Raw genomic sequence first — 13,327 nt, 5'->3', positions numbered from 1 at the left:
CGCTTTTTTATTGGATAAGGAGTGTTTATTAAATGACGTACTGATTAAGCTATTTACCGCTCACTTTTGCCAAAACTTCTTCACGATTTAACATTAGCTTTTCATTATCACGGCGATTGATGTACTCATATTTGTCTTCGGCAAGGTTACGATCAGAGACCACGATACGATGTGGGATACCAATTAATTCAAGATCTGCAAACTTAACCCCAGGGCGCTCGTTACGATCATCTAGTAAGACGTTGATACCCAGTGCTTTTAGTTCATCATATAGCGCTGACGCCGTTTGCATGACGGTCTCTTCTTTCGATTTCATCGGTACGATAGCCACTTCAAATGGCGCGAGAGAATCGGTAACGTCTGGCGTTAGCGGCCACATGATGCCAGCTTCATCATAATTTTGTTCGATAGCGGCGGCAATAATACGACTAACGCCAATACCGTAACAGCCCATCAACAAGGTAACGGGCTTACCGTCTTCGCCTGAAACCTTGCAGTTCAGCGCTTGCGAGTATTTATCACCCAGCTGGAAGATATGACCGACTTCGATACCACGTTTGATTTGTAGCGTGCCTTTACCATCAGGAGACGGATCACCTTCTTGAACATTACGAACGTCGACGATGCGTGTGATGCGAGTATCACGTACCCAGTTTATACCCGTAGTGTGCTTATTAATTTCATTGGCACCAGAGACAAAATCAGACAATGTCGCTGCCGCACGATCAACAAAAACCGGCATATTTAAGTCAACGCCAATGTAGCCTTTATGTAGACCAGCCGCTTTTAACTCTTCATCAGATGCCATGGTAAGCGGGACGTTGGCTTCTTCTATTTTCTCCGCTTTAATAGTGTTTAGTTTATGATCACCACGCAGGACAATAGCGATAAGCTGCGGGTCGCCAGTAACCGTATGACCATGTACGATAAGCGTTTTAACGGTGGTTGAGAGCGGAATACCTAAGTGTTCAGCGACTATTTTACAGGTAGTCATGTTTTCTGTTAAGACATCTTTACGTGGCATTTTTGGTAGTCGACGTTCAGCGGTACTGACCGATTCGGCAAGCTCAACGTTTGCGGCATAATCAGAAGAATCTGAGAAGGCAATATCATCTTCGCCACTATCGGCTAAAACATGAAACTCATGCGAAGCAAAGCCCCCAATAGACCCTGTATCAGCTTGTACTGCCCGAAAATCAAGACCCAAACGGGTAAAGATACGCGTGTAAGCATCAAACATATCATCATATGTTTTTGCTAATGACGCTTGATTAACATGAAACGAGTAGGCGTCTTTCATGGTGAATTCACGGGCACGCATCACGCCAAAACGCGGGCGAATCTCATCACGGAACTTACCTTGAATTTGAAAGAAGGTAATCGGCAATTGCTTATAACTGCGTAACTCACCTTGCGCTAAATTGGTAATGACCTCTTCGTGAGTTGGACCCAATACAAAGTCGCGATTATGACGGTCTTTAAAGCGTAATAGCTCAGGACCATAGTCATCAAATCGGCCTGTGGTCTGCCAAAGCTCAGCTGGCTGAGTCATGGGCATCAGCACTTCTTGAGCACCAATATTCTGCATCTCTTCGCGAACGATACGTTCGACCTTTTGTAAGACGCGCAGCCCCATGGGCAACCAAATATATAATCCAGAAGCGATTTTACGAATAAGACCGGCTCGCACCATTAATTGGCTTGAGGCGATATCGGCATCACTTGGGGTCTCTTTTAACGTGGCAAACAAAAACTGACTGGCTTTCATAAATAAAGCATAACCTTATCAACGATAAAATAAAAAATAAATAGTAGAAGGTTAAGCGTTTTTGATGGTTTGATGGCCATCTTAAGCTTACCTTTATAGCTACTGCTTATAGCCACAACAACAATGGAATGAACCGTAATAAAGGTATTAATACTTAACCTGTTTAACAGTTGCAAGCCTAACAAATAAATTTTTGTCGATATTTTATCGATACAATCGGACTATGTTAGGTAAACTTCGTCTAAGACGCAATGACTTTTTGTCTTTTCCGCTGTAATGGTATATAAATCAGCAAATTGTGTTAAAAATAACAGGCTATAACACAGTTTTTACAGTTATCTACTGTAGATAACTCACATGCTTTTATAAACTGTTCTACAAGCAATTATGTAGAAGACTGGTAGTCATTACTTGGCTTCATATTGAAAATCAACATTTAGGCAGCGGTATTTATTTATCAGTCATAATGGTTTTGTAATTATTATGGGTAATAACAATAAAATAATGAGGTAGCGCATATGACCACTCCTGACCAGCGGCCTCCTGCTGATTCTAGCGGTATCATTAGCAAAAGTCCTAAATCAAAACAGCCGTTTGCTATGACACCGTGGATATTATTAATAATAAGCTTTGCCGCATTAGCCTTTGCTGTGTATACCATTCAAAACCGTGTAGAAGAACAGCCTATTGAAACCATCACTCGTGACGGTGTGGTGACCCAGATTCAACAGCTTAACCGCTTACAAACCGTAGTTTTTAGCGTGGATACTGTAATTACCAGCCAACGTCCGGGCAGTTGGATGAAGCTGTGGCAAGACCAACAAAAGGGTTTGTTTATTGCTCGCGGACGTGTGCAGGCGGGTATTGACTTAAGCGCACTGACACCTGAGATGGTGCAGGTAGTACAGCCCGCTGATCCGCTTAATACTAATGCGTCTGAAAGTGCTGCGCAATCTGTTAATGCGGATACATCGATTTCTATCATGCCGCAGATTAATATTACCCTACCGCCATCAGAGATATTTTCGGTTTATTTAGATGATATTGAAATCTATGATTGGCAAACGGGAGCTTTTGGCATGATGCAGGTCGATCCCAAAATTCTAGCCCAAGCGCAAAGTATGGCCAAAAAAGAAGTATTAGAGCGTGCCTGTCGTGGCGATGTGATGAATATGGCGCTACAAAATGCCCAGACTCAATTGCAGCAGTTGTTTTCTCTAACAGGCGCAGTGGTTACGGTCACTACTCAAGGTGCAGGAGCTTGTCAGATGCCAGTCAATAAGGCATAGGTAAGTTTACTAAGACCATAGACTGGATAATCATATGGTAGCCTAGCAGTATATATTTGAAACCACTTAAATTAACGTCATCTTTATTGTATAGTAGAACTTATCCATTATTCATCATAATCTTATGAATTTTATCGGTGAGATAACACTATATAAGAGGTGGAATATATGACAACTCCCAATAATAAACCGTCTTCTGACTCTGAGCGTCAGCTTAATAAGCGTCCCAAACCGAAAGAGTCTCTTTCGTTTGCCACATGGGTACTGTTAATTATAAGCTTTACCTTATTAGCCTATGCTATCTACACGATTCAAACTCGTGTACTAGAAGCACCAGCTGAAACTAGCAAGCTTGGAAGTAATGTGACTCAAATGCAGTAGGTAAAATACATCACTGTTTTTTAAACTCAGCAATGACTCGTTGCCGTGCTGCTTTGTGCTCTACTATCGGTGTGGGATAATCGGTTTTAACAAATTTGCCGCCTTTGCCTAATACTGCACGAATTTTGTCCTCTGAGTGTAAGATGCTGGTGGGAATGTCTTTAAGCTCAGGTAGCCAGGTCTTAATAAATGTCGCATCAGGGTCGTGAGTTTTGGCTTGGCTAAATGGGTTCATAATCCGAAAATAAGGCGCGGAATCTGTACCTGTCGATGCACTCCATTGCCAGCCGCCATTATTAGAGGCAAAGTCGCCATCTATTAGCTGCTGCATAAAGTAACGCTCACCCCAACGCCAATCAATTAGCAAATCCTTGGTCAGAAACATAGCAGTGACCATACGTAAGCGATTATGCATAAAGCCGGTGGCATTGAGACAGCGCATCGCTGCATCTACTAAAGGCACCCCGGTCATACCAAAACACCATGCCGCAAAGTCGTCATTGTCATACGACCAATTGATACTGGCATCTACCTCATCTTTATAGGCCTGATGGCGAATCAGCTTTGGCTTGTCCGCAAGCACATGACGATAAAAGTCTCGCCATGCCAGCTCACTAATCCAGCGATTAATGTCTTTATTGTCACCTTGCTCGCTATGATTGCTGCCTTCATCTGCCTGTGTACTTGGCGCATTATTAAGTGCTCTAAGCGCTTGCAAATAACAATATCTGGCACTAATGGTACCGATAGTCAGATAAGCAGAAAGTTGGCTGGTTGCATGCAGGCTCGGCACATCGCGGCTTACATCATAGTTAGCAATATCTTTAGCAATAAACTGATCTAAACGATGACCGGCGGCGATTTCACCAGCGGGATAGGCAGCACGAGCATGGGTAAGTTGTGTTTCACTATCAAGGTGAGTTAGTGGCTGAGGTATTTGGATATTTTGTAATAACTTTTGATAATTTTCGACTAATTTTTTGCTTAATATTTCTATATTTTCAGCAGTATTAGCACTGGCTTTTGAGGACTTCAAATCAACTGGTTTATTGTTTGTGTTAACAGTATTCACGGTGTTAAACGCTTGTGCCTCGTGAGTTTCAACTAAACTAACATCCAAAGTATGCCGCCATTTTTTATAAAATGGGGTAAACACCTGGTACATGCTATCGTCGTTAGTGGTAATACTTTGCGGCGGTAAGATACATTGATCATGCCAACGAATAAATTCAATATTATTTACCGCGAGCTGCTCGGTTAATTGTATATCTCGGGCAATCTCATTACCTTCATATTCATGGTTGGCCATGACGCAGCTAATCTGTTGTTTTTCGCAGAGCTCGCTAATAGCATCAACACAGTCAGAAAATTGTGAGCAGACATAAATTGTTAAGGTAATATTTAATTGCTTAAGTAGGTCTTGACTAAGCTTGGGTAGAGTACGCGCGATATGGTCTACTTGCGTCAATGAATCATCATGAGTGTGCCACTGCTCAAGAGTGAAAAAGAACACAGCTGATACCTGTATATCCTCAGAACATGCCTTACCTGATTGCTCTGATTGCGCGCGCGCGCACAGTGCCGCCAATGCAGTATTGTCATGAAGGCGCAGATCACGGCGAAACCACATTAGGTAATGGGGCTGGCGAGGAGCAGCCTCGTCAGTTGATGGCGCGGTCATAGGCATTAGCGTATCCTTTTTTTAATCATAAACAAAACTATGAATAAAAGTATGCTAGGATAAGTTTTTGGATGCAATTCATTTGGCATTCTATTAACAAATTCTATTCATAAATTGTCCTCACATCTGATCAGTCAATGCCATCGTTATGAGCGCCTTTATTGTTTATAACAATAAAGGCGCTCATAACGCTTTTAATGTTTGATAGGCACTTACTACTTTATAGGCGCTTACTGTTTACTCGGAACATACGATTGGGATTATAAAATGCACGTGAAGTTTTGTGGTTTCACCCAACTTGCTGATATTCATACTGCTGCCCAATTGGGTGTTGATGCGGTAGGCTTGGTATTTTATCCGCCAAGTCCACGTGCAGTGACCCAAACGCAAGCGCAAATACTCAGTGCGGCGTTGCCCGCGTTTGTCAGTGTGGTCGCTTTGGTGGTTAATATGCCTCGCGAACCGCTGATTGAACTTGCTGATAATGTGGCTTTTGATATCATCCAATTTCATGGTGACGAAAGTCCTGAGCAGTGTCAGCAATTGGCTGCTGCCGTTAATAAGCGCTGGATAAAAGCCTTACGCGTTAATGCTGAGCAAGAAACGCCTAGCAGCGTACACACGCAAATAGAGCAATTTGCCGTGGCGGGCGCCAGCAGTATTTTACTTGATGCCTATCATCAACATAAATATGGCGGTACCGGTGCGCGCTTCGATTGGAGTCTAATTCCAACCAATAGCGCATTGCCAATTATTTTAGCTGGCGGCCTTGATGCGCAAAACATTGCTGCAACGCGCGATTTGCCCATTTACGGCGTCGATGTCAGCGGTGGTATTGAGCATGATAAAGGCAAAAAAGACAGCGCGAAAATGCGCGCCTTTATGAAAGCGGTCAAACGTGACCGATGGCAAAACGATACGCTAAGCGAACCCCTCAGTCATTCAGAAACAGCAGGTAAAGCTCTACGCTAAAACAGGCTGATAAGTATTGAGTATACCCCTTACAAATACTTAGTATTACCAATACCTAATATTATTAATGCTTAGCAATAGTTTATCTGCTTGTTTCAAACGTTATCTTTTCTTCGTCATCATTCTAAAAAGATATCTTAAAAATACCCCTTACCCTAGTAGGAATTATCATGAGTCATGTTGCTAATAAAGCTCCATCTGCCACAGTACAATCTATCAATACTTTAACCAATCCAACCGACGTGCAAGACTTTAATCAGTATCCTGATGCGCGTGGACATTTTGGTATTCATGGTGGCCGCTTTGTCTCCGAAACCTTAATGGCCGCCCTTGAGGAGCTGGAAACACTCTACACCAAGGTTAAAGCTGATCCGGGATTTTGGGCAGAGTACCATGATGACTTGGTCAATTATGTCGGGCGCCCAACCCCGCTATATCACGCCAAGCGCTTGAGTGATGAGATTGGTGGCGCACAGATTTACTTTAAACGTGAAGATCTTAATCATACCGGTGCGCATAAGGTTAATAATGCCATTGGGCAGGCACTCCTTGCTAAAATGTGTGGCAAAAAGCGTATCATTGCGGAGACTGGAGCCGGTCAACATGGTGTTGCTACGGCGACTATCGCTGCGCGTTTAGGCCTTGAGTGCATCGTTTATATGGGTGCCGATGATGTTGAGCGCCAAAAAATGAACGTCTATCGTATGCGCTTGTTGGGGGCGACTGTTGTTCCAGTAACTTCTGGCTCACGAACCCTTAAAGACGCGATGAACGAGGCAATGCGTGACTGGGTCACTAATGTCGACAGCACTTACTATATTATTGGAACTGTTGCAGGACCTCATCCTTATCCGCTACTTGTGCGTGATTTTCAGGCGATTATTGGTAAAGAAACCCGCATTCAGCATTTAGAAAAAACCGGTAAATTACCTGATGCGTTGGTCGCTTGTGTCGGCGGTGGCTCGAACGCTATTGGACTGTTCTTTGACTTCCTAAATGATACTGACGTTAAAATGTATGGGGTTGAAGCCACTGGTGACGGTATCGAAACCGGTCGTCACTCAGCACCACTTGCAGCAGGTCGCGTCGGTGTATTACATGGTAACCGTACTTATCTAATGGCAGATGATGACGGTCAAATCCAAGAAACCCATTCTATTTCAGCGGGACTCGATTACCCAGGCGTTGGCCCTGAGCATAGCTTCTTAAAAGACATGAAGCGTGTTGAATATGTTGGCTGTACGGACAAAGAAGCGCTAGAAGGCTTTCATGAAGTCACTCGTAAAGAAGGCATCATTCCAGCGCTTGAGACCGCACATGCCGTCTCCTATGCACTCAAACTTGCTAAGACCATGACGCCAGATCAGACTATCGTTGTCAATATGTCCGGTCGTGGTGATAAAGATTTGCATTCAGTCATGAAGGCGGAAGGGATTGAGATGTAGTAGCGCTTAGAGTTAAAGTTAACAGCAGGTTTTCCTAAGGCCCTTTACTAGAATTAGTAGAGGGTATTAAGAAGGTTTTTTTGATGATACGACAGCTTTTATATAGTCAATCACTCAGCATTTTTTAGGCGCTATCTTTTGAAGAGTTAGAAGTAGAACATTATGGCAAAAGCCACTTTATCTATGGCAAAAAAGTAGATTAAATGCCGCTTATCATCACCCAATTAGACGATGAATTGATGACTCAAATTGATACTATTATAAAAGCCGCTAATGCTGATTTCGATAAGTCCGTTAAATAGATGTGTGCATTACGTGATTCAATAACTAAAAACTAAATTTAAAATAATTCTAGAGACCACTATGACCCGAATTGAAACCACTTTTGAAACCTTAAAAGCGCAAAGCAAAAAAGCCCTAATACCTTATATTATGGCGGGCGATCCTAATCCTCATACTACCGTAGACTTGCTACATGATTTGGTTAAGCATGGCGCGGATATGATTGAGATTGGCTTACCGTTCTCAGACCCAATGGCTGATGGTCCAACCGTCGCATTAGCAGCTGAGCGTGCTTTGGCGGCGGGTACCAGCACCCGTGATGCGCTAAAGATGGTCGCTGAATTTCGTAAGCAAGACACCCAGACCCCAATTATTTTGATGGGTTACCTTAATCCAGTGGAAATCATTGGTTATGATAACTTTGTCGCTTTATGTGAGCAGTCAGGAGTCGATGGGGTGTTGATGGTTGATCTACCGCCAGCAGAAGCGGGTAGCTTTACCCAGCATCTGACTGAGCATGCGATGAATGAGATTTTCTTGTTATCGCCAACTACTTTGCCTGAGCGTCGTCAGCAAGTATTGACCCATTGCGGCGGTTATATTTATTATGTGTCGTTGAAAGGCGTGACTGGCTCAGCAACTCTCGATACCGATGATGTGGCGACTCAGGTACAAGCGATTAAGGCGGAGACTAATCTGCCGGTTTGCGTTGGGTTTGGTATTCGTGATGCTGCCTCCGCCAAAGCGATTGGCGCTCATGCGGACGGTATTATTGTCGGTAGTGCGTTGGTGCAGAATTTTGCCGAATTAGATGCGGCTGATGTAAATGCTGTCGCTAATGCTCAGCAACAAATTATGGTAAAAATGGACGAGTTGCGCGAAGCTTTAGATAGCTTAAGTGCGTAATTTAATACATGAGCAGCAAAGAAAGTCGCCTCAAAGTTAATATATATGGTAAATGGCAAATTAATAAAGGCAAACCAGTGGCTCTGAGAGTCTGGGCGCAGCGAAGCCAATGGTTCTTCATTAAGTTGCGTTGATAAATAACCATTATGGCGACAACATAACGACAACGTTGAATGACTTTGCTAATTTTAGTTTACGTGTGTAAACTAATATAATGTATAAATTGTTACAATTACGCGCAAGCGTGCCTCATAACTGCTCATGTTATGACTGTATTCCACTCCCAATCTAACACTCAGCGACAAGTATATGAGCAAACTTGCCGATAAGACCACGACGATGGCGAACAATATGACTGATACCCTACAAACACCTAATACTTCGAATAATAACGCTGCCAATCCTACTGCAAATACCAATCTAGCAGGTCATTCATGGTTTGGCCGCCCTGTACCTGGTGTTAAGCAGCAACTAACCGCACCATTGACTGCAGTAGAGACCGAACCATCAACGGAATGTACTAGCTGCCATTCGATGATTACCAATACGGCGCTTATTTTTAACTGTTATGTCTGCCCACATTGTGATCACCACTTACCAATGACGGCGCGTGAGCGCTTACAATGGTTTTTAGACCAAGTAGATGGCGAGCTTGGTCAAGAGTTTGTTGCTAAAGACCCACTAGGATTTGTCGATAGCAAGCCTTATCCTCAGCGCATGAAAGAGGCGCAGACTAAAACTGGTGAAACCGAAGCGCTGATCGTCATGTATGGTAAGCTGCGTAACCTTGAAGTGGTTGCTTGTGCCTTTGACTTTCGCTTTATGGGTGGATCGATGGGCTCAGTGGTTGGCGATCGCTTTGTACAAGCCGCTGAAAAAGCGCTAGAAGACAAAATTCCATTGGTTTGTTTTGCGGCATCTGGTGGTGCGCGAATGCAAGAAGGTATCCTGTCATTAATGCAAATGGCACGTACTGCTGCCGCTGTAGAACGCTTACGATTAGCTGGCGTCCCTTATATCGTGGTGTTGACCAATCCAGTTTATGGGGGTGTTACCGCCTCACTTGCTATGCTAGGTGATATTCATTTAGCAGAACCTAAAGCGATGATCGGCTTTGCTGGTAAGCGCGTCATCGAACAAACGGTTCGCGAAACGTTGGAAGAGCCTTTCCAGCGTGCTGAATTCTTATTAGAGCATGGTGTCGTTGATGAAGTGGTGCATCGTCATCAGCTGATTGATACTATTTATCGTCTGCTGGCCAAGCTATGTGGTCAACCAAATGTTGATGCTTAACTTTAATTTAATTATTATTTGATCCAAACTATAAGCTTACCTAATAGCATTTACCGTACATCTACGGTAAATGCTATTTTTGGTTTTTAGGTTAAGATTTTAGGTAACGCTTTTTGACTTCGGTTTTACGCGAGCTTGTTATACACTGGCTTACGTTTTAATTTCGCGTCTTTTTAACATAGGTTTCGTCCATGTCTGCCTCTTTATCTTCTAACACTATTGATCCTGATAGCCCTAATAGTCATGCCAGCCTAACCGAATGGCTGGATTATATGCAGCAAATACATGTGTCAGCGATAGATATGGGACTATCGCGAGTGTTGCCAGTGGCTGAGTATTTAGGAGTAGTGCAATCGGCGAAAGAAGATGCTTATGTATTCACCGTTGCAGGTACTAATGGCAAAGGCTCGACCACCGCTGTTATCAGTGCAATGTGTCAAGCAGCAGGTTATAAGACTGCCCTATATCAGTCACCGCATTTGAGCTGTTTTAATGAGCGTGTGCGTATTAATGGTGAGATGGTCAGTGACCAGACTTTGATTGATGCTTTTAATAAAGTAGAAGCTGCACGATTACAATGTGATTTAACGTTATCATTTTTTGAGATGACCACATTGGCAGCGTTATTGATATTTTCTGAAGCTGATTGTGATGTGTGGGTATTAGAAGTAGGGCTGGGTGGTCGCTTAGATGTAGTCAATATCATTGACCCTGATATGGCCGTGATTACTAATATTGGTATCGATCATGTCGATTGGTTAGGGGACAACGTTGAAGACATTGGCGCTGAAAAGGCTGGCATCTTACGTGATGGCATTACCCTAATCTATGGTGCTACTGAGATGCCCGATAGTGTGCAACAGCTTATCCATACGCATGACGCCACCTGCTATCAAGTCGGGCAAGATTTTAGTTATCGTACTGATAATTCGCAGAACTGGCAGTATAGCAATGCCGCTGTCACTCTACAGCTGCCGCGTCCAGCGTTGTCATTGATAAATACTGCTAATGCTTTGTCAGCGGTACTGGCAGGTCCGCTTAATGTTGATATGGCCGCTATTGAGCACGCATTAAAAACAGTAAAATTAGCAGGGCGTTTTGATTATCGTAATCTTGAAGATCGTTATTGGCTATTTGATGTGGCACATAATGAGCACGGGGTTGAATTTTTATTGGCACAGCTGTTACCCCTTTGGCAGCAGCATCTTGACACTCAATCGAGCAAACAAATCAACAGTCAAACTGACATAGAACCTGCGACTATCAAGATATTATTCTCAATGCTTGGCGATAAAGATATTGATATGGTCGTGCGGCGGTTAACCGATGCTAACTTACCGATTACCGACTGGTTTATCGCAGAAATTGATTATCCACGTGCTGCGAATGTTGTACAGTTACAAAGCGTGTTAGCCACTTATGTTGAGCATGCTAAGATACATGCATCTGCTGATTTAGCACAAGCGACGCGGGCAGCGATTAGCGCCAGTCAGCCGCAAGATTTGATTGTAGTCTGTGGCTCTTTCCATACTATTGGTGAAGCACTGGCTACTCTAAAGGTATAATAGAACTTATCTTTAAATAGCTAATTCTTATAGATAATTTTAGCAACAGTGCGATAGCAGACAGCACGAAAAATATGTTTTATAATCAAAGCGCTTTGATAGAAACGATATAGCTTTTAAAGACATAACTTCAAAAAAATATAACTTTTGAAAACTGATGGCGATAATTAACGGCTGGGAATAGTTACAGCGACGTCGACCAATCAGCCTTATTACCAACTAAGAGACGTGAACGGATGAATTTTTCTAGACAGGCTTTATTGGGCATTGGGATGATTTTGGGTGGCAGTGTGATGCTATACGCCATGGTACAGCAAATCGGTACTAGTGATACTCCAGAACCAAAACCAGCCATCGTAGATAAGAAAAGTACTGAGCAGCCAGTCTCTCAGCCGTTGACCACAGATATTGATACTGAAAAACGACTCTTAGCGCAAAAGCAAAAAGAGCGTGCTACTCGGGTCGCAGAGCAAGAAAAGCGCGCCCAGCAGTTTTTGTTGGAACAAGAGAATGCCGAGGCGCAAGCATTAGCCAAAGCGCGCGCGGAAAACGAACTATATATGTCAAATATTGCCTCAACTGGTGGTGATAGCGACAGTCCGGAAGCAGCGCAAAATGCCGTTGCTACTCCAAAAGCTCAGCCATCTGCTGATACCTCTAAGAGTAAGTCGACCTCGACAACCACCACTAGCTCAAACAATAACGACACGCAAAAAGTAGCGGCAAAGGAAGCTGAAGCTAAAAAACAAGCTGAAGCTAAAAAATTAGAAGACAATAAAAAACAAGCCAAAGCTAAAAAACAAGCGGAAGATGTTGCTAAGAAAAAAGCAGATGCCAAGCAAAAAGCTGAAGAAAAACAAGCAGCTGAGAAAAAAGAGCAAATCAAAAAAGAGCAAATTGAAAAAAAGAAGGCTGAAAAAAAAGCAGCTAATGAAGCAGCTAAAAATGAACCCCCTAAATCGGCTAAAGATTATACGATTAAGAGCGGTGATGGCTTATTGAAATTAGCACGGCAATATAATGTCTCTGTTGAAGCGTTAGCGCAAGCCAATAACATTGCGCCCTCAGCAACCCTGCAGATTGGTCAGGCGCTGACTATTCCCTCACGTAAACAAATTGAGCGTCTCGAGCATGAGGCAGTCGCAGCTGATAAAGTACGCGACGAGAAGCGTAAAAAAGAGGAAGCCCTGGCAAAAAAGTCCGTTGATGCGAAGCATGATGCTCAGCAAAAACTTCGTGCGGCTCGTAAAGAAGTCAAAGAAACCGACGCCAAAGGCAGCTTTGGGGTCCAAGTTGCGCTAGCCACCAATCAAGCCTCGGCTGATGAGGTCGCTAAAAAGTTTAGATCTGCTGGTTATAAAGTTAAGACCAGCACTACCAGTCGCGGCGTACGCGTCGTTGTTGGGCCTGAGCGCGGTAAGGTTGCCGCCTTGGCGTTAAAGGATAAAGTGAATAGTGATCCTGATGTTAATACCACCAGTGCTTGGGTGTTATATTGGCGCTAAACAATGGTGGCAAATGGTCAATCAAATTAACACTCTATTTTATTTAGACTTATAAACTATAAAACACGACATTTAATGTCGTGTTTTATAGTTTATAAGTTTCCGTTTATGACTAACTTAGTTAGAATAAGCGCCATTTTTTCTGCTTATCTTTTTGTAATACACTTCTGGCCACAAGAGTTGCCGTATTATTATTTGCTATATAGTTATTTGAATTATAGTTGTCATAGATGTTGTTAT

The 13,327-nt window shown here is 43.1% G+C and carries 10 protein-coding genes; 8 read left to right on the top strand and 2 right to left on the bottom strand.

Annotated features, from left to right (window positions below; genetic code table 11):
- Positions 1-49 precede the first annotated feature (49 nt).
- On the bottom strand, positions 50-1,768 hold the full coding sequence (locus AAEY88_RS11555; protein WP_350562529.1) for a proline--tRNA ligase: 1,719 nt from the start codon (positions 1,766-1,768) through the stop codon (positions 50-52).
- Positions 1,769-2,286: 518 nt separating this feature from the next.
- Between AAEY88_RS11555 and AAEY88_RS11550 the strand changes: the two genes are divergently transcribed.
- Both AAEY88_RS11550 and AAEY88_RS11545 read left to right on the top strand, forming a co-directional pair.
- Complete coding sequence (locus tag AAEY88_RS11550) at positions 2,287-3,057, top strand: DUF4230 domain-containing protein (protein ID WP_350562527.1); 771 nt, start codon at positions 2,287-2,289, stop codon at positions 3,055-3,057.
- Positions 3,058-3,225: 168 nt separating this feature from the next.
- Entirely contained in the window at positions 3,226-3,438 is a 213-nt protein-coding gene (locus AAEY88_RS11545) for a hypothetical protein (RefSeq protein ID WP_350562525.1), read from the top strand.
- A 10-nt stretch (positions 3,439-3,448) separates the two neighbouring features.
- Here AAEY88_RS11545 and AAEY88_RS11540 read toward each other — a convergent pair whose 3' ends face one another.
- The gene (locus AAEY88_RS11540; protein WP_350562523.1) at positions 3,449-5,125 is read right to left on the bottom strand and encodes an FAD-binding domain-containing protein; all 1,677 of its coding nucleotides are present in this window, start codon (positions 5,123-5,125) and stop codon (positions 3,449-3,451) included.
- 261 nt (positions 5,126-5,386) lie between these two features.
- On the opposite strand from AAEY88_RS11540, the gene AAEY88_RS11535 reads away from it, so the two are divergent.
- The 6 genes from AAEY88_RS11535 to AAEY88_RS11510 all read left to right on the top strand — a co-directional run bounded on the left by AAEY88_RS11535 (position 5,387) and on the right by AAEY88_RS11510 (position 13,087).
- Positions 5,387-6,091: a phosphoribosylanthranilate isomerase gene (locus tag AAEY88_RS11535; RefSeq protein ID WP_350562521.1), complete on the top strand. Its 705-nt coding sequence runs from the start codon at positions 5,387-5,389 to the stop codon at positions 6,089-6,091.
- A gap of 242 nt (positions 6,092-6,333) precedes the next feature.
- Entirely contained in the window at positions 6,334-7,536 is a 1,203-nt protein-coding gene (trpB, locus tag AAEY88_RS11530) for a tryptophan synthase subunit beta (RefSeq protein ID WP_350562624.1), read from the top strand.
- 363 nt (positions 7,537-7,899) lie between these two features.
- Positions 7,900-8,724, top strand: a complete 825-nt coding sequence (gene trpA / locus AAEY88_RS11525; RefSeq protein WP_350562519.1) for a tryptophan synthase subunit alpha — start codon at positions 7,900-7,902, stop codon at positions 8,722-8,724.
- A gap of 339 nt (positions 8,725-9,063) precedes the next feature.
- Positions 9,064-10,017: an acetyl-CoA carboxylase, carboxyltransferase subunit beta gene (gene accD / locus AAEY88_RS11520; protein ID WP_350562622.1), complete on the top strand. Its 954-nt coding sequence runs from the start codon at positions 9,064-9,066 to the stop codon at positions 10,015-10,017.
- 191 nt (positions 10,018-10,208) lie between these two features.
- Entirely contained in the window at positions 10,209-11,582 is a 1,374-nt protein-coding gene (locus tag AAEY88_RS11515; protein ID WP_350562517.1) for a folylpolyglutamate synthase/dihydrofolate synthase family protein, read from the top strand.
- A 236-nt stretch (positions 11,583-11,818) separates the two neighbouring features.
- On the top strand, positions 11,819-13,087 hold the full coding sequence (locus AAEY88_RS11510) for a LysM peptidoglycan-binding domain-containing protein (RefSeq protein WP_350562515.1): 1,269 nt from the start codon (positions 11,819-11,821) through the stop codon (positions 13,085-13,087).
- The last annotated feature ends 240 nt before the right edge of the window (positions 13,088-13,327 follow it).

Origin of the sequence: Psychrobacter sp. CAL346-MNA-CIBAN-0220, from assembly GCF_040309805.1 — a bacterium.
GTDB lineage: Bacteria > Pseudomonadota > Gammaproteobacteria > Pseudomonadales > Moraxellaceae > Psychrobacter.
The sequence above is the reverse complement of the archived record's forward strand: the minus strand, read 5'-3'. Positions and strand labels throughout refer to the sequence as shown.

Excerpts from the sequence above, each read along its gene's own strand:
- AAEY88_RS11555 (WP_350562529.1), bottom strand. The coding sequence starts at position 1,768 with ATGAAAGCCAGTCAGTTTTTGTTTGCCACGTTAAAAGAGACCCCAAGT.
- AAEY88_RS11550 (WP_350562527.1), top strand. The coding sequence starts at position 2,287 with ATGACCACTCCTGACCAGCGGCCTCCTGCTGATTCTAGCGGTATCATT.
- AAEY88_RS11545 (WP_350562525.1), top strand. The coding sequence starts at position 3,226 with ATGACAACTCCCAATAATAAACCGTCTTCTGACTCTGAGCGTCAGCTT.
- AAEY88_RS11540 (WP_350562523.1), bottom strand. The coding sequence starts at position 5,125 with ATGCCTATGACCGCGCCATCAACTGACGAGGCTGCTCCTCGCCAGCCC.
- AAEY88_RS11535 (WP_350562521.1), top strand. The coding sequence starts at position 5,387 with ATGCACGTGAAGTTTTGTGGTTTCACCCAACTTGCTGATATTCATACT.
- trpA (WP_350562519.1), top strand. The coding sequence starts at position 7,900 with ATGACCCGAATTGAAACCACTTTTGAAACCTTAAAAGCGCAAAGCAAA.
- accD (WP_350562622.1), top strand. The coding sequence starts at position 9,064 with ATGGCGAACAATATGACTGATACCCTACAAACACCTAATACTTCGAAT.
- AAEY88_RS11515 (WP_350562517.1), top strand. The coding sequence starts at position 10,209 with ATGTCTGCCTCTTTATCTTCTAACACTATTGATCCTGATAGCCCTAAT.
- AAEY88_RS11510 (WP_350562515.1), top strand. The coding sequence starts at position 11,819 with ATGAATTTTTCTAGACAGGCTTTATTGGGCATTGGGATGATTTTGGGT.